The organism is Streptomyces sp. NPDC033136 (genome assembly GCF_055578235.1).
In genome coordinates this window covers 42466-58005 of the sequence record NZ_JBVIPD010000002.1, presented here as the reverse complement: position 1 = coordinate 58005, position 15540 = coordinate 42466, and the positions used below count along the sequence as shown (strand labels likewise).

The 15540-nt window shown below is 70.7% G+C and carries 13 protein-coding genes and 2 pseudogenes; 7 read left to right on the top strand and 8 right to left on the bottom strand.

Features of this window, described 5'->3' with window-relative positions; all coding sequences use genetic code 11:
• Window positions 1-8: 8 nt before the first annotated feature.
• From ACZ5TL_RS03410 to ACZ5TL_RS03395, 4 genes are all read right to left on the bottom strand, one after another.
• Window positions 9-518 (bottom strand): O-acetyl-ADP-ribose deacetylase, encoded by a 510-nt coding sequence (locus ACZ5TL_RS03410; protein WP_468587200.1) that lies wholly within the window; start codon window positions 516-518, stop codon window positions 9-11.
• Window positions 515-1924: a phytoene desaturase family protein gene (locus ACZ5TL_RS03405; protein ID WP_468587198.1), complete on the bottom strand. Its 1410-nt coding sequence runs from the start codon at window positions 1922-1924 to the stop codon at window positions 515-517. Before ACZ5TL_RS03405 ends, ACZ5TL_RS03410 begins: the two co-directional genes overlap by 4 nt.
• A 193-nt stretch (window positions 1925-2117) precedes the next feature.
• Window positions 2118-2963 carry an inositol monophosphatase family protein gene (locus ACZ5TL_RS03400; protein WP_468587196.1) on the bottom strand — a complete coding sequence of 282 codons (846 nt, stop codon included), beginning with the start codon at window positions 2961-2963 and terminating at the stop codon, window positions 2118-2120.
• 85 nt (window positions 2964-3048) lie between these two features.
• Window positions 3049-4878 carry a gamma-glutamyltransferase family protein gene (locus ACZ5TL_RS03395; protein WP_468587194.1) on the bottom strand — a complete coding sequence of 610 codons (1830 nt, stop codon included), beginning with the start codon at window positions 4876-4878 and terminating at the stop codon, window positions 3049-3051.
• A gap of 719 nt (window positions 4879-5597) precedes the next feature.
• Here ACZ5TL_RS03395 and ACZ5TL_RS03390 point away from each other — a divergent pair.
• A pseudogene (locus ACZ5TL_RS03390) lies at window positions 5598-6893 on the top strand (ISAs1 family transposase).
• Here ACZ5TL_RS03390 and ACZ5TL_RS03385 read toward each other — a convergent pair.
• Window positions 6886-7065, bottom strand: coding sequence for a transposase (locus ACZ5TL_RS03385; protein WP_468587192.1), 180 nt, complete (start codon window positions 7063-7065; stop codon window positions 6886-6888). The pseudogene ACZ5TL_RS03390 and the gene ACZ5TL_RS03385 sit on opposite strands and share 8 nt — an antisense overlap.
• Before the next feature lie 123 nt (window positions 7066-7188).
• On the opposite strand from ACZ5TL_RS03385, the gene ACZ5TL_RS03380 reads away from it, so the two are divergent.
• From ACZ5TL_RS03380 to ACZ5TL_RS03370, 3 genes are all read left to right on the top strand, one after another.
• A complete protein-coding gene (locus ACZ5TL_RS03380) occupies window positions 7189-7407 on the top strand; it encodes a hypothetical protein (protein WP_468587190.1) in 219 nt (72 codons plus the stop codon).
• Between the two features lie 393 nt (window positions 7408-7800).
• On the top strand, window positions 7801-8802 hold the full coding sequence (locus ACZ5TL_RS03375) for a TIGR00341 family protein (protein ID WP_468587188.1): 1002 nt from the start codon (window positions 7801-7803) through the stop codon (window positions 8800-8802).
• A gap of 496 nt (window positions 8803-9298) precedes the next feature.
• On the top strand, window positions 9299-11257 hold the full coding sequence (locus tag ACZ5TL_RS03370) for an NHL repeat-containing protein (RefSeq protein ID WP_468587186.1): 1959 nt from the start codon (window positions 9299-9301) through the stop codon (window positions 11255-11257).
• A 153-nt stretch (window positions 11258-11410) separates the two neighbouring features.
• On the opposite strand, the gene ACZ5TL_RS03365 is transcribed toward ACZ5TL_RS03370, so the two are convergent.
• On the bottom strand, window positions 11411-11629 hold the full coding sequence (locus ACZ5TL_RS03365) for a hypothetical protein (protein WP_468587184.1): 219 nt from the start codon (window positions 11627-11629) through the stop codon (window positions 11411-11413).
• A gap of 532 nt (window positions 11630-12161) precedes the next feature.
• Between ACZ5TL_RS03365 and ACZ5TL_RS03360 the strand changes: the two genes are divergently transcribed.
• The gene (locus ACZ5TL_RS03360; RefSeq protein ID WP_468587182.1) at window positions 12162-12320 is read left to right on the top strand and encodes a hypothetical protein; all 159 of its coding nucleotides are present in this window, start codon (window positions 12162-12164) and stop codon (window positions 12318-12320) included.
• Window positions 12321-12769: 449 nt separating this feature from the next.
• On the opposite strand, the pseudogene ACZ5TL_RS03355 reads toward ACZ5TL_RS03360, so the two are convergent.
• Window positions 12770-13027: pseudogene (locus ACZ5TL_RS03355) on the bottom strand (helix-turn-helix domain-containing protein); the annotation flags it as partial.
• Between the two features lie 27 nt (window positions 13028-13054).
• Between ACZ5TL_RS03355 and tnpA the strand changes: the two are divergent.
• A complete protein-coding gene (gene tnpA / locus ACZ5TL_RS03350) occupies window positions 13055-13393 on the top strand; it encodes an IS200/IS605 family transposase (protein WP_468587180.1) in 339 nt (112 codons plus the stop codon).
• Between the two features lie 269 nt (window positions 13394-13662).
• On the opposite strand, the gene ACZ5TL_RS03345 is transcribed toward tnpA, so the two are convergent.
• Complete coding sequence (locus ACZ5TL_RS03345) at window positions 13663-14307, bottom strand: class I SAM-dependent methyltransferase (protein ID WP_468587178.1); 645 nt, start codon at window positions 14305-14307, stop codon at window positions 13663-13665.
• Between the two features lie 126 nt (window positions 14308-14433).
• On the opposite strand from ACZ5TL_RS03345, the gene ACZ5TL_RS03340 reads away from it, so the two are divergent.
• On the top strand, window positions 14434-15531 hold the full coding sequence (locus ACZ5TL_RS03340) for a radical SAM protein (RefSeq protein WP_468587176.1): 1098 nt from the start codon (window positions 14434-14436) through the stop codon (window positions 15529-15531).
• The last annotated feature ends 9 nt before the right edge of the window (window positions 15532-15540 follow it).

Genomic DNA, 15540 nt, shown 5'->3' with positions numbered 1-15540 from the left:
GATCATCGTCAGCGGACCTGCCGGACGAACGCCTCGTAGGCCCGCTGGTCGAAGAGGACGAACCTGACCTCCTCGAGCGACGTCTTCGTCGCGCGCACCGTCTCCACCGCGATCCGCGCCGCGTCCTCCATCGGCCATCCGTAGATTCCCGCGGAGACCGCCGGAAAGGCGACCGTACGGGCACCCAGCTCGTCCGCCAGCCTCAACGACTCCCGGTAGCACGAAGCCAGCAGCTCCGACCGGTCCTCCTCGTGGGCAAAACGCGGTCCGACGGTGTGGATCACCCAGCGGGCGTCCAGGTCACCGGCGGTCGTGGCGACCGCCCGGCCGGTGGGCAGGCCCTTGCCGTAGGACGAGGCGCGCAGCTTGCGGCAGTCCTCCAGGATGGCGGGGCCGCCACGGCGGTGGATCGCTCCGTCGACACCTCCCCCGCCCAGCAGCGAGGAGTTGGCCGCGTTGACGATCGCGTCGACGCGCTCGCGGGTGATGTCGCCCTGGACGAGTTCGATGGTGGTCATGTCTGCCTCAGTCGCTTCCAGACGGCCTTCGCGGCGTTGTGCCCCGACATGCCGTGCACACCGGGACCCGGTGGGGTCGCCGACGAACAGATGAACACGGCTGGATGAGGGGTGTGGTACGGGAACGGGGTGAGCTTCGGACGCAGCAGGAGCTGGACGCCGGAGACCGCGCCGGAGGCGATGTCGCCGCCGATGTAGTTGGCGTTGCGGGCGGCGAGTTCGGGCGGTCCGGCCGTGGCGCGGGCCAGGACGCGGTCGCGGAACCCCGGGGCGAACCGCTCCAGTTGACGCTCGATGGCGTCGGTGAGGTCGCCGGTCCAGCCGTGCGGGACATGTCCGTACGCCCAGAAGACGTGCCGGCCCTCCGGGGCCCGGGTCGGGTCGACGATGCTCGGCTGCACCGTGATCAGGAACGGGACGTCGGGGGCCCGGCCCTCCCGGGACGCCGCGCGCAGCGCCGTGCCGATCTCCGCGCTGCTCGCGCCGATCTGCACCGTGCCGGCGGCGCGGGCCTCCTTGGCGGTCCACGGCACGGGGCCGTCCAGCGCGTAGTCGATTTTGAAGACGCCGGGCCCGTAACGGTAGTTGGCGTAGTGGTCGCCGAAGCCGGCGATGCGCGCCAGGGCGGTGGGTGAGGTGTCGAAGACGTACGCCCGGGCCGGTGGCAAGTCGTCGAGGCGTTTGACCTCGTAGTCGGTGTGGACGCTGCCGCCGAGGTCGCGCAGGTGGGCGGCGAGGGCGTCGGAGATGGCCTGGGAGCCGCCGCGGGCGACGGGCCAGCCGCGGGCGTGCGCCGCGAGGGCGAAGACCAGGCCGATGGCGCTGGTGGCGAATCCTCCGAGCGGTGCCATGACATGGGCGACGAGCCCGGCGAACAGCGCCCTGGCCCGTTCGTCGCGGAAGCGGCGCATCAGCAGCGTCGACGGGGGCAGGCCGACGAGGCCGAAGCGGGCGAGGGTGACCGGGTCGCGGGGCAGCGCCGTGAGCGGCAGGGACATGAAGTCCCGGGCCAGGGTGTCCCACTTCGGCAGGAAGGGCTGGACGAGCCTGCGGTACGCACCGGCGTCGCGCGGACCGAAGGAGGCGGCCGTCTCGCCGACCGACCTCGACAGCACGGCCGCCGTGCCGTCCGGGAAGGGATGCGCCATGGGCAGCTCCGCGTGCAGCCACTCCAGGCCGTAGCGCTCCAGCGGCAGGGCGCGGAACGCCGGTGAGTTGATGCCGAGGGGGTGGGCCGCTGAGCACGGGTCGTGCCGGAAGCCGGGGAGGGTGAGCTCCTCGGTGCGGGCGCCGCCGCCCACGGTGGACCGTGCTTCGAAGACGGCGACGGAGAATCCGCGGCGGGCCAGTTCCACGGCCGCGGTCAGTCCGTTCGGCCCCGCACCCACTACGACGACATCGAGCATCGACGGCACCTTCGGACCCCTTCGTCAGCCGACGGCCACTGAGGATCAGGATAGGCCCGGGGACTGACAGTCACCGGCCGTGGGGGATTTCCGGTGCGGAAGGCCGGTTTGCGGCGGCTGGAATCCGGGCGTGTACACAGTGGATGCATACGGTGTGTGATCGCCCGTGTGCGGCAAGCGAGGGCTCCGGCGGTCACGCCCCGCCCGCCAGCAGCCCGGCCACCCTCCGGGCCGTGGCCGCGTCGCGGGCCGCGGTGAAGGGCAGGGCGTTGCCGCCCGTGATGCGGTACGGCTCGCCCGCGCGGGTCAGGTGGGCGCCGCCCGCCTCCTCGACCAGGAGCAGACCGGCCGCGTGGTCCCAGGCGGCTTCCCAGGAGAAGGCGATGGCGTCGGACTCGCCTTGTGCGATGGCGAGGTACTCCAGTCCGGCCGAGCCGCACGCGCGTGGTGCCACACCCTCGGTGCGCAGGCCGAGCAGGGCGTGCTTCTGTTCGTCCGTCGTGTAGTCCGGGTGCGAGGTGGCGACGCGCAGGTCCCGGCCGGGCTCGGGCACACCGGCGAACAGCCGCTCCCCGTCGAGGTAGGCGCCCTTGCCGCGCAGGGCGGTGGCGAGCCGGTCGCGGGCGGGCGCGTAGGTCCAGGACGCGAGCAGGGTGCCGCGCAGCGCCAGCGCCACCAGGGTGCAGAACCCGGCCTCGCCGCGCACGAACGGCCGGGTCCCGTCGACCGGGTCGACGATCCAGACCGGGGCGTCGCCGTGTATCGCCTCGTAGGACGCCGGGTTGGCGTGCACCGCCTCCTCGCCGACCACGACCGAGCCGGGCAGCAGCGCGACCAGCGCCTCGGTCAGGTACAGCTCGGCCTTGCGGTCGGCGTCGGTCACCAGGTCGTGCGGACCGCTCTTCTGGTCCACCTCGTGCGTGGCGAGCCGGCGCCAGCGCGGCATGATCTCGCCGGCGGCGGCCTTGCGGATCGCCTCCTCGACATCGGAGGCGTGTTGTGCGAGAAACTCTTCGATGGTTTCGTTGCTGTCGATCACCCCACCATCACAACACGCGCCGCTGACAATCCCCACCCCGCGGGTGCACGGCGGACGGCATCGCGATGAACAGCGGCCCCCGGGATCACCGGCCGACGGCGTAGCCCTGCATGCCGCGCGGGTTCGCCGCCGCCGACAGCACGCCCGTCTCCGGGTCCCGCGCGACGGCGCACAGCCGGCCCTCCGACCAGGGGCCGCCGACGGTCACCTGGTGGCCGCGCCGCCGCAGCTCCGCGACGACGGCCGGGTCCGTGCGCGATTCCACGGTGACGCTGCCCGGGCGCATGCCGCGCGGATAGAAGGAGCCGGGGAAGCTGTCGTTGTGCCAGTTCGGTGCGTCGATCGCGCCCTGGAGGTCCAGGCCCCCGCGCACTCGGTCGCGCAGCGCGACCGCGAGGAAGAAGTGCAGCTGCCACTGGTCCTGCTGGTCCCCGCCGGGGGTGCCGAACGCCAGGACGGGTATGCCCTCGCGCAGGGCGATCGAGGGCGTCAGGGTGGTGCGGGGGCGGCGGCCGGGGGTGAGGGAGGCCGGCAGGCCCTCCTCCAGCCAGGCCATCTGGAGCCGGGTGCCGAGCGGGAAGCCCAGTTCCGGCACGACGGGGTTGGACTGGAGCCAGCCGCCGCTGGGTGTCGCCGAGACCATGGTGCCCCAGCGGTCGACGACGTCGAGGTGGCAGGTGTCGCCCCGGGTGGTCCCGTCGGCGAGTATTTCCGGCTCGCCGGGCACGGGGGACGCCGGGCTCTTGGCGACGGTCGGTTCACCGGCGCCGAGGCCGTGGAAGCCCTCCTGGGCGGCGGCCGCCACACGCGCGTGCGCGCACAGGCGCGGGGTGCGGCCGCCGGGGCTGCCGGGCCGCAGATCGTACTCGGCCCGCTCGCCGACGAGGGCGCGGCGGGCCGTATTGTACCCGTCGGACAGCAGGTCGTCGAGCGGCACGTCGGCCGCGTCGCCGTACCAGGCCTCCCGGTCGGCCATGGCGAGCTTGCAGTTCTCGATCAGCAGGTGGACGTAGTCGGCCGAGCCGTACGGGGGCAGGCCGGGCGGGAGCAGGGCGAGCTGCTGGAGCAGGACCGGGCCCTGGCTCCAGGGGCCGGGCTTGCACACGGTCCAGCCGTTCCAGTCGTACGTCGCCGGTGTCTCGTAGGTCGCGGACCAGGCGGCGAGATCGGCGGCCGTGAGGGTGCCGGTGTGGTGGTCGCCGCTGGTGTCCAGGGTGGGGCGCCCGGCCTGCCGCACCAGGGCCTCGGCGATGAATCCGGTGCGCCACACCTGCCGTGCGGCCTCGATCCGCGCTTCCCGGCCGCCGGCCCCGGCGGTCTCGGCGAGCAGGCGTTTCCAGGTGGCGGCGAGCGCGGGGTTGCGGAACAGGACGCCGGGACGCGGTGCCTTCCCGTCGGGCAGGTAGACCTCCGCCGACGAGGCCCATTCCGTCTCGAACAGCCCGCGCACGGTCTCGACGGTCTCGCCGACGCGCTCCACGGGCGCGTGCCCGTGTTCGGCGTACCCGATGGCGTAATTCAGCACATCGTCGAGGGACTTGGTCCCGTGGTCGCGCAGGAGCACCATCCACGCGTCGAACGCACCCGGCACCGCGGCGGCGAGCGGCCCCGTACCGGGGACGAGGTCCAGTCCGAGACGCCGGTAGTGCGCGGCCGTCGCCCCCGCCGGCGCGACGCCCTGCCCGCACAGCACCCGCACCTCGCCCCCGGCCGGGGCGAGCAGGATCGGCACCTCCCCGGCGGGCCCGTTGAGGTGCGGCTCGACGACATGCAGCACGAAGGCGCCCGCCAGGGCGGCGTCGCAGGCGTTGCCGCCGTCCTCCAGCACGGCCATCGCCGACTGCGAGGCGAGCCAGTGAGTGGAGGAGACCATGCCGAAAGTACCTTTCAGCGTGGGACGAGTCGTGAATTCCATATCTGACCTCGGTGTTTACGTGTGTCGGTCGGCCCAGAACGGGCCGTGGGGAGAATGAGCGCGAGGCCATCTCCTCCAGGTAGGCCCATTGCCCCCTCTTTCCTGACCGGCTGTTGAGGACCGAAACTGCTGCGCTCGTGGAGTCAACGTGCACCGCGGATCAGCGGCAACCCGTCTCACCTGGCAAAATGGGTCCTCTTGGTGGGCACCAGAATCTCCTGTTGCACGCTGCCGCTCCGTTACGCGGACACGTCGTTCTCGCCGACTCACGACACCCCCACGATCGCGAGCCCGGTACCGCAGGTGGAGGAGCTCGGACTCCAAGTTGCCCAGGATCTCGATACCTTGACCGTCAACCAGGCGGCTGATCCAGTCACCCTGCGGTGACCGCCTTCACCGTGGCCACTTCCTCGTCTGGCACGTCCTCCTCCGGCGTACGGCGGCGATGACCTGTGCGTTTGTACCGAAGACGCGGCAGTAGATCGCCCGAACTCGGCGGCGACATGCACAACACAACCCTGCGCGTGACCGCCACCGGTGAAGACCGGCTGGTCATCCTCCGCTTCGCGCCCCATCCGGAGAGGCAGCTCAGGGCCCCGGCGTGTGCCCGGCTCGCCCCGGCTTGGAGTGGTTGATCGCGGCAGCGGGCCCCGGAAGCAGGTGAACACGGCACCTGTGGATCATGGAGTTCTCTACGCTTCAAGATCCACGAAGGTGCCGTGTTCGTCCCTCCATCATCTCCTGTCGCTGTTCTCGCGCCTCACGCACCCCGCCTGGAGGCCCTCGGCGAGGCTGCCGCACATATCCAAGTCCGTTGTCTGGTCGCCGAGTTCGAGTCGGTCACCGACCCGCGAGGGGCTTGCGGGGTGCGTTACCGGATCTCCTCGCTGCTGGCCCTGGTGGTCTGCGCGATGACTGCGGCGGGCCACGACTCGATCACCGCGGCGGCGGAGTGGTGCCGGCGTGCGACGCCGCGGGAGCTTGCCGCCTTTGGCCTGTCCTATCACCCGTTGCTGGGCCGCTACCGAGTCCCGAGTGAGAAGACCCTGCGCAGCGTCCTGGGGCGTCTGGATCCCGGTGAGATCAGCGCGGCCGGCTACGACTACCTCCGGCCCCTGCTGTCCACGCAGCCCCCTCGGCCGGATCCGGTGATGCCCGACGGCGGAATCGAGCGTGAACAGCGCCGGGCCCATCGGATGGCCACCCGCGCCGAGCCAGTGAGGTCCAGGCGCCGGGCGATCACGGTGGACGGCAAGTGCCTGCGTGGCGCGAAGCGACCGGACTGCAGCCGGGCCTTCGTGCTGTCCGCGGTCCGCCACGGCGACGGCGTCACGCTCGCCTCGCGCGAGATCGGCGCGAAGACCAACGAAATCCCCGAGTTCGCACCCCTGCTCGACCAGATCGACGACACAGATCTCGCGGGGACCGTCGTCACCGCCGATGCCCTCCACGCCCAACGGGACCACGCCACCTACCTGCACGAACGCAGCGCCCACTACCTGCTGACCATCAAGAACAACCAGCGGGGCCAGGCCCGCCAACTCCATGCCCTGCCCTGGAAAAACATCCCCGTGATCCACCGCGACGACACGCGAGGGCACGGCCGCCACGAGCAACGGATCGTCCAGGTCGTCACCGTCGCGGGCCTGCTCTTTCCGTACGCGGCCCAGGTCCTGCGGATCCAGCGCCGTCGCCGCCTCTACGGAGCGAAGAAGTGGTCCAGCGAGACCGTCTACGCCATCACGGACCTGACCGCCGAAGAAGCGAACGCGGCCGAGATCGCGTCTTGAGCTCGCGGGCACTGGACGGTGGAAAACACCGTCCACTGGGTCCGAGATGCTGTCTTCGGAGAAGACAAGTCCCAGGTCAGAACCCACAACGCGCCCGCCGTACTCGCTGCCGTCCGCGACCTAATCCGCAGCGCACTCAAGCTCGCCGGATACGTCAACACCGCCGCCGGACGCCGAGCCCACACCGACCGCCTCCGCGTCCTCACCCTCTACGGCATCACATGATCAAACCGGACGAGTCAGGCAAACGCCGGGGCCCTGGGCGCACCCAGGTGCGGAGAGTCTCGGGATTCACGTTGAGTTCCCGGGCAACATGGGCGATCGGCTTGCTGGATTTCAACGCCAACTGGACCGCTTCTTCACGGAACTCCGGCGAGTACGGACTTGGACGTGCCACTTGCTTCTTCCCTCGATTCCTTACAGGACAACCCTATTGGGTCCCTGTCCGGGATCTTCGGGGCCCCTCACCCCGCAGCCGGAGCAGCTCGTCAGCACGGTGAAGGCCGGGCCGGGCGGCGCGATGACGGATGAGGTCGGCATCATCACTGGCGACCTCACCGTCGCCACCCGTCTCCTTGACGACGGACGCGCCCACATCGCCGTCCAGTACACCGACGCAGACGAGTGGTACGTCCTCACCGGCAGCCCCGTCCCCGTGCCGCCGGAGGGCCTGGCGGCTCTGCACGAGCAAGTCCTGGAACGGGTCCGCCACGGCGGCGGCGCCGAAGCCCCGCACTGAACGGGCGAAGCCCCTCGAGCCGCCCGGCCACGCAGTGCCTCACCTGCCCGGGCAGTACGCCTGTGCCTTCATCCCGGGCGTACCGACGTGAGCCCCAGAAGACTGCCGCAGCGAAACCAGCGCGTGATCCCGGCCCCGAAAGGCCATCCGAGCGCTGTCAGATACTGACCGCCGTGGCGGAAGGCTCCGGTCCGCAGCGGAAGGTCACCTACCGAGCGCCGATGGGCTCTGCGGAGCTCACGGCGTTCGATGACGGCGGCAACATCGCCGGCGCCGGGTTGCCGCGGGCCCAGGGGGTGATCCTCCGCCGGCCGCCGGGCCGGAGGCGGACTCGTGCAGGCGTATGCCTGTGTCCTGCCCGCCGGAACCGGCTTGTCGTGGTTGTTTGGGGACATGATCGGCAAAGTCCGCGCCCGTGTCCTGCCGGCCTCCCAGCGCCGCTCGCTGGACGAGCTGACCGAGGACCTGGACCTGTCGTCCGGAGACACTACGTCCAAGCGTTCGGCCTTCTGGACGATGCTGACACTGTCGTCGGTCATCGCGTCCGGCGGGGTACTCACGGACTCCACGGCGACCGTGATCGGCGCGATGATCATCGCGCCGCTGTCCACACCGATCATGGGCATCGCCCTCGGCTCGGTGCAGCGCCGCCGCACCGGATCGGCCGTCGTCGTTCTCCTCGCGTGCCTGCTGGTGATCGCGGTCGGCATGGTCATGTCGGTGGCCCTCCCCAGCGACTACGACCTGCTGTCCAACAGCCAGATCTCCTCGCGGACGTCGCCGGGCCTGATGGACCTGATCGCCGCCCTGGCCACCGGCCTCGCCGGCGCAGTGGCACTGGCCCGCCGGGACGTCGCCGCCGTGCTGCCCGGGGTGGCGATCGCCATCTCCCTCGTCCCGCCCCTGGTAGTGGCGGGGGTGTGCCTGGGACAGCTGTCGGGATGGCTGGCACTGGGGGCGTTGGTGCTGTTCGTGTCGAACCTCTTCGCCCTGGTCTTCGGGGGCATGGTGGTCTTCGCCTCGCTCGGCTACGGCGCGGAGGCCGACAAGGCAGCCGGACGGCCCGCCCGCAGGACGTATGCCGCCATGGTCGTGCTGTTCGTCGTCGTGTTCGTTCCGCTGACGGCCAACACCGTGGTCACGCTCCTGGTCGACACCTGGACCGGTCGGACCAAGGTCGCGGCGGAGCAGTGGCTCGCCGACGTGCCGGGCGCGTCCGTCACGAGTGTCGACGCGGCTTCCCGGACGATGTACGTCCACGTCCGCAGCCCTGGAGACCTCCCGCCGGTGGGGTCTCTGCTCGACCGGCTCGAGGGACGGATCCCGGACGGCATCCCCGTCGTGGTGGACACCTCACGCGGTCGGCACATCGACGCCGGAGTGGTCGGCGACTGAGTGTCGGCGGGATGTGCGGCACGGCGTTCTGTGACGATCTGATGGCCGCACCGCCGCCGGATTGCGTCGTGGCCGCGACGGCCCCGGGCTGCGCCGGCCCCGCGAAACCTCACGGTGGAGCACTACGCTGCGCTTCCGGGCGCTCTCGCCGATGATCGCCGTACTCGTCTGTCGGCACACTCGCGGTCAGCTCCTGGGAGCGGTGACCGGGCCCCTGTCAGCCGCGGCCGCGCCGTCCACCACTTCAACGATCACCGCAGTGCGCGGCGCCAGGGCCGTCCGGTCCCGTCCCATCACCTGAAGGGGTGGTGCTGACGCCACGTGATGGTGGATGGCCTCGTCCGCGCCGCGCCACTGACACCGTGAACCGTATCGCCGAGGCACTGAGGCCATGCCGATGGGGCGCCCGGCGGCATCCTGCTCCTGCCCGAGAGATGGAGTTCTTGTGCATCGTCGCAGAGCCGCTGTGCTCACGGCTGTCCTGGCTTGCCTTGCGATGGGGGCTTCTTACCCGCAGACCACCGGTGGATCGCCACCCGGACACGGCACGCTGGATCAGCGCGGTGTCGTGCGCAGTGGCAGCCGGCCCATCGCCGCTGGCGAGGTCACACTGCTCCAGGCCGGGGACCATCCCGGTGCCGGCGCCCGTGTGCTGGCCCGCACACGCAGTGACGCCCAAGGCCGCTTCGGCCTCTCCTACCGTGACCCGGACGCCCCGGACGCCGTGCTGTACCTGACCGCGGACACCGGACCGGCCGGCCACGCGCCCCCTCGGGCCGTGCACCGCGTGCGGCCGGTCCGGCTGGTCGCGATGCTCGGCGCCGGCCGCCGTACCGGGAAAGTGGTGCTCAACGAGCGCACCACGGTCGCGGCGGGTTTCGCGATGGCGCAGTTCACCCGCGGAGGGGAGGTGGCCGGCCGCAGCCCCGGGCTGCAGAACGCCGCGGCCGTCTCCCACAACCTGGCCGACATCACCAACGGCGCGCCGGCCACGGTGCTTGCCACCGCCCCCAACGGCAACCAGACGTCCACGCTGCGTGCCTTCAACACGCTGGCCGACATCCTGTCCGGCTGCACGGCGGGCGAGACCTGCGGCATGCTGTTCGGCCTGGCCGGGAGGCCCGGGGCACCCGCGCCCCGGGAGACCTTCCAGGCCGTCGCGGACATCGCCCGGTTGCCCGGCAACCATGTCGCCGAACTCTTCGCGCTGGCCGACGGCCGCACCATCTACCGGCCCAGGCTGACGACGCCCCCCGACGCCTGGACCCTCGCCCTGCGCTATGTGGGCAACGGACACGAGCTGGACGGGCCGGGCAACGTCGCGTTCGACGCGGAGGGCACGGCCTGGATCGGCAACAACTACGCGTTCAATGCCGATCCCCGGCAGTCCGTCTGCGGGTCGCGCATCCTGTCCCGGCTCACTCCGACCGGCCGGGACGTCCCCGGCGCCCCCTACCGCGGCGGTGGACTCTACGGCGTGGGTTTCGGCACCAGCATCGACCCCCGAGGCCGTGTCTGGGCGGCCAACTTCGGCTTCCAGGGCACCGGCTGCCCGCTCGACGCCAGCCGCCTGTACCGCAGTGTCTCGGAGTTCACCGCCGACGGCCGGCCCCTCTCACCACCCCAGGGCTGGCGACAGGGCGACATCGTCCAGCCGCAGGGCACCGCGTCGGACCGCGATGGCAACATCTGGATCGCCAACTGCGGCGGCAGAAGCGTGACCCGGATCCCCGAGGGGAACCCGCGGCGGGCCAGGAACATCACACCCGCCGGCGACAGCCTGATCAAGCCGTTCGGCGTCACGGTCGACACCCGGGGACGAGCCTGGGTGACCGGCAACGGAAGCAACAACGTGACACTGCTGTCCCCCCAGGGCAGGCCCCTGCGCTCGATCACCGGCGGCGGCATCAAACGCCCCATGGGCGTCGCCTCCGACAGCCTGGGCAACGTCTGGGTCGCCAACGGAGGCGCAGTGGTCGCACCCTGTGAGGGCACCACACCCGCCATGGTCGCCGAAGCGATCAAGGACATCGTCACCCGGCACGTCGACGCCTCCGTCACGATGGTCCGTGCCGACGGCACCACCCCCGCCAAGCCGTTCGTCAACGACGGCCTGTTCCTGCCCTGGGGGATCGCCGTCGACGGCAACGACACCGTCTGGGTGGCGAACTTCGGCGGCCACCGCCTGGCCAACCTGTGCGGCGCCCGCACGTCCGCCTGCCCGCCCGGACTCCGCACGGGCGACCCCATCTCACCGGCCGACACCGGGTACACAAGCGACGGACTGGAACGCAACACCGCCGTCCAGATCGACCCCTCCGGCAACGTCTGGCTGGCCAACAACTGGCGGAACGTGCCCGTGCAGACCAACCCCGGCGGCCACGAGATGGTCGTGTTCGTCGGACTCGCCGCCCCGGTGCGCACCCCGCTGCTCGGACCGCCACGGCACCTCTGAGTCGGGGCACGGGGCCGACGGCCCGACGCCCGATCGGCGTACGCCTGCCTCCCGGCCCCGTCCCGGACCGTTCCCGGCGACGATCACCGCCGGACGTTTCGGACACCGCGTTCTACGCGGGGCCGTGTCCGGCCGCACCAGCAGCCGCACCCCTTACAGCACCTCCGTCGGCAACCGGCGCAGCAGTGCTGCCAGGAACGCGCGATCGCCCGGGGTGAACTGCACTCTCTGGCCGTCGAGTTGGCGCTCCAGTGCCCCGATCTGATGGCGTAGAGCGAGGGTGTCGGCGTCCTTGCCATGGTCGCTTATCGGCAGCAGGCACAGCAGGGCGAACACGTTCGTCACACCCAGACAGGCCAGTCGCAGCAGCACGGCAGGCCATCATGCCGGGGCGATCACCAGCCGCGCGAGTACCCTGCACCCCCCAGACAGACCCTCACCTGCATGGATGAGGTTTGCGGCAAGCACAACCTCTCTGCGCTGCCCTACCACCCCACCTGCGACGAATCACACAAGCAGGACGATCTTCAGCGGCACGTACCGCGCCCCTGCCATGATCGGGCTCGGTGCCGTGCGGGTCGCGTTTGACGAGCTGCGCGAGGGGTGCGACCTGATAACCCAGTCATCGGATCTGTCATGACCGGGACTGTGGCGGCCCGGGACTCGCGGGCGCAGGCGGCGGTGGTCTGCGGCGACGGCGATCACTGGAACTTCGCCGTTTCCGCGTTCCCCTTCACCCCCGATCGGCCACCCCATGAGCTGGGCATACGGCCGCTTCGAACGTCGCATCCGGCGAAAGCTTCCGGTAGCTCCAGCTATCCGGGAGCCGAAGCCGCCTGTTCGGTTCCATCTCCATCAGCACCGTCGCGCACTCCGAGCACACCCCTCGATCGCCGTCACGGTGATGGCACTGCACGACCAGGCGCGCGTCACCGCCACGGCGGCCACCGGTGACGGACCAGACGAGCAGGGCGACGCACAGGCCGGCGGCTGCACGGCCTGGCGGGAGGCATCCCGGACCGTGGGCCGATTGCCACTGACGGGCCGTTCCGTCCTACTCTGAATACCGAGGCGTCGTTTCAACGGATGGGAGATGGTCGAACGCACCGAAGCCCCTGCTGTCCGTGGCACTCGTGGAGTGGCACGACGTGCTCAGCGCCTACACGCCGACGGACCGGCCCACAGAAGCGCGGCTGCGCACGCTGCGGCGCAACGCCATCGTCTCCGAGGGCGTCCAGGGCCTGCTCAAAGCGCGTGCTGGCCGTTTCAGCGGAAAGCTGTCCCTGTTTTGCGAGCTGAACCTCGACGCTGCCGTGCTTTCACGCCGCGGCCTGGCCGACCTGGCGGGACAGTACCGCTCGGCGGCCAGCGACCTGGAGGAGAGCCTGCGGAAGCTGCTCGTCGAGCACAGCGTGCAGATCGCGGAGCGCATGCGCCCCACCGAGCCCCGCAGACGTGAGGCCTGGCATGTTCTGCTGCTCTTCAGCGAGGCGGTGAGCGAGGCTCGTGAGCATCGAGGTCTCGCAGGGACTGTTGCAGGACGACCGCCGATACGTCGGCGAGCCAGGCGCGTTCCTCGGTGCGCTTGGCCTGGGTGATGCGGAGCCGGGACAGCTCGGCCGATTTCACGTACGGCATCCCCGCCGCGCGTGCTTCCTTGCGGTCGCGCAGGCAGTCGTTCCACACCACGCGGGCGCACCCGAACGCCCTCGCCAGCGCACGGCGCTGGGAGGCGTCCGGGTAGGCCCGGTAGTTGTAGCGGAGCTGCATGAGCAGGATCCTACTACGATTGGTCTCATGGATGGAGGGAACGACTACAGGCGCGGCAGACACGTGGTTTCGGCGATGCACGTACATTTGGTCTTTGTGACGAAGTACCGGCGCGGAGTGTTCAACGGCGAACGCGATCACGTCCACCTCCTGGTGCACTACCCGCCGAAGGTCGCCGTCTCCAAGCTGGTCAACAGCCTCAAGGGCGTCTCCGCCCGCCGGATACAGCAGGAGTTCACCGGCAGGATCAACCGCGCCATCATGCACGGACACCTGTGGTCGCCCTCGTACTTCTCCGCGTCGTGCGGCGGAGCGCCGTTGGCGATCGTCCGTCAATACATCGAGCAGCAAAAACGTCCGCCCTGAAGTGCACGTCAGAGCAGCCTTGAGATGCATTCATCCCCAGCGTGAACGCCGGGGCTTCCTGCAAGGAACCCGGTAATGTGCCGAGTTCCTTGGGTATTGGCGTGTCTGCCCGGTGGCTGTCGCGCGGTTCACGGAGGCACGCGAGCCGGCCTCCGTGTCCGCCGGTGCGGGTGAGGACCGGCTCCTCAGTAGGGTCAGGGTGATCGGCCACTTGCTCGGCCTGGCCGTCGTAGTGGTCTTCGTGGCCGATGTGGTCGCACGGAAGCGGCTCAGAGGCGTCGCATCAGCAGCGCGGTGAACTGCTGGGAGGTGCCCCACGGGGTGAGGTGGTCCTCGCCAGCGGTGTCGACGAGTTGGTAGCCGGGGAACTGTGCGGCGAGTTCGGCGTGGGTGTAGCGCACGATCGGGAGGCCGCTGCACGTGGTCGGGCCGTCCGGGCCGAACGTCGCCACGACGAGCCATCCGCCCGGTCGCAGGGAGCGTTCCAACGAGGCGAGGTAGTCGGCGCGTTCGTCCGGCTCGGTGAGGAAGTGGTAGACGGCCCGGTCGTGCCACAGTGCGTACTGGCGTCCCATGCGCAGGTCGAGGACGTCGGCCACGGTGAGGACGACGTCCGCGCCCGCCGGACCGAGCCGGTCGCGGACGGTCTGCAGGGCGGTGGTCGACAGGTCGACCGCCGACAGGTCGCGGTAGCCGCGTTCGACGAGGTGGTCCACCAGCGTCGACCAGCCGGCACCCACGTCGATGACGGGCTCGTCGAGGCCGAGTCCGGCCTTGTCGACCAGCCCCAGGGAGAGTTCCGGGACCGACTGCCACCAGGAGACGCCGTCGATGTTCTTGCCGTCGTGGACCCCTTCCCAGAACTCCGTCCGGGTCGTTGCGTCGTCGGGGCGCCAGATGCCGTTGTCCGTCATGGCGGTGACGGTAGTCCCGGTGGGTCGGGCTCGGCAGTGCCGGGAGGTGCCGTGGGAGGTGGCGTCATGATTCCGTAAGGATCGATCTCCTCCTTGCCGTGCCCGGTCGTGGCTACGGTGACCGCCATGGTCGAACGAACACAACCCGGTCCGGACGCGACTCCGCTCGGCGAGGTCCAGGCGCTGGTCGACGGCGGTGACATGGACTGCGGCAGCGGTCTGCTGCTGCTGATCACACGAGCGATGAGGCGGCTGGAACCCGGGCAACTGCTCGGTGTGCGCAGCGCGGAGGCGAGTGTCGTCACCGATCTCCCTGCCTGGGCCGACCTGGTCGGACATGACGTCGTCTCCGAGGTCGCCGAGTCGGCCCAGGGCCCGTGGTGGTTCGCCGTGAGCAAGGCGGGCAGGTCCGCCGAGGCGGTCACGGTCTTCACCCGGGGCGAGCGGACGCCGGTGGGCCGCAGGCTGTGGCTCTACACCAACTTCGACTGCAACCTCGCCTGCGGATACTGCTGCGCCGAGTCCTCACCCAAAGCCGCGGCCCGGCGTTTCGACCCGGCTGTGGCCGCCGCGGTGTTCGAGGAGTTCGCGGACCAGGGCGGCGGGGAGGTGTTCTTCACCGGCGGCGAGCCGTTCATGCACCCTGACCTCGGGGCCCTGATCGCGGCGGCGGCAGGAATGGAGCGCACCATCCTGACCAACGGAATGATCTTCGCCAGGGGTACCCGCCGGGACACCCTGGAGAACCTGGACCGCGACGTGGTGCTCCAGATCAGCCTCGATTCGGCCACGTCCGAGCTGCACGACCGACAGCGAGGTGCGGGCTCGTGGTCGCGGGCGCTCGACGGGATCACGCTGGCCCGTTCGCTGGGGTTCCGGGTGCGGGTGGCCGCCACGCTCTACGACGAGGACCCGAAGGGTGTGGACGCGCTGCACCGGCGGCTCGACGAAGCCGGGATCGCTCTGCCGGACCGGGTCATCCGGCCGGTGGCCCAGGAAGGCTTCGCCGACCAGGGCGTGCACGTCTCCCTCGACACTCTGGAGCCGGAGCCGACGCTCACCGCGGACGGCGCCTGGTGGCACCCGGTGGCGGTCACCGACCCGCATCTGCGGATCGCCGACGCCCCACTTCCGCTGGCCGAGGTCTTCGGCGTCGTACGGGACACACTCGCCGTCCAGGATGCCGCCGCCCAGTCGGGGCGTGAGGTCTTCCGCTGTGCCTGAGGGAGCATT

Coding starts and splice junctions, on each gene's coding strand:
- ACZ5TL_RS03410 (WP_468587200.1), bottom strand. CDS start 518: ATGACCACCATCGAACTCGTCCAGGGCGACATCACCCGCGAGCGCGTC.
- ACZ5TL_RS03405 (WP_468587198.1), bottom strand. CDS start 1,924: ATGCTCGATGTCGTCGTAGTGGGTGCGGGGCCGAACGGACTGACCGCG.
- ACZ5TL_RS03395 (WP_468587194.1), bottom strand. CDS start 4,878: ATGGAATTCACGACTCGTCCCACGCTGAAAGGTACTTTCGGCATGGTC.
- ACZ5TL_RS03380 (WP_468587190.1), top strand. CDS start 7,189: ATGACGGATGAGGTCGGCATCATCACTGGCGACCTCACCGTCGCCACC.
- ACZ5TL_RS03375 (WP_468587188.1), top strand. CDS start 7,801: ATGATCGGCAAAGTCCGCGCCCGTGTCCTGCCGGCCTCCCAGCGCCGC.
- ACZ5TL_RS03370 (WP_468587186.1), top strand. CDS start 9,299: ATGGGGGCTTCTTACCCGCAGACCACCGGTGGATCGCCACCCGGACAC.
- ACZ5TL_RS03360 (WP_468587182.1), top strand. CDS start 12,162: ATGGCACTGCACGACCAGGCGCGCGTCACCGCCACGGCGGCCACCGGT.
- tnpA (WP_468587180.1), top strand. CDS start 13,055: ATGGATGGAGGGAACGACTACAGGCGCGGCAGACACGTGGTTTCGGCG.
- ACZ5TL_RS03345 (WP_468587178.1), bottom strand. CDS start 14,307: ATGACGGACAACGGCATCTGGCGCCCCGACGACGCAACGACCCGGACG.
- ACZ5TL_RS03340 (WP_468587176.1), top strand. CDS start 14,434: ATGGTCGAACGAACACAACCCGGTCCGGACGCGACTCCGCTCGGCGAG.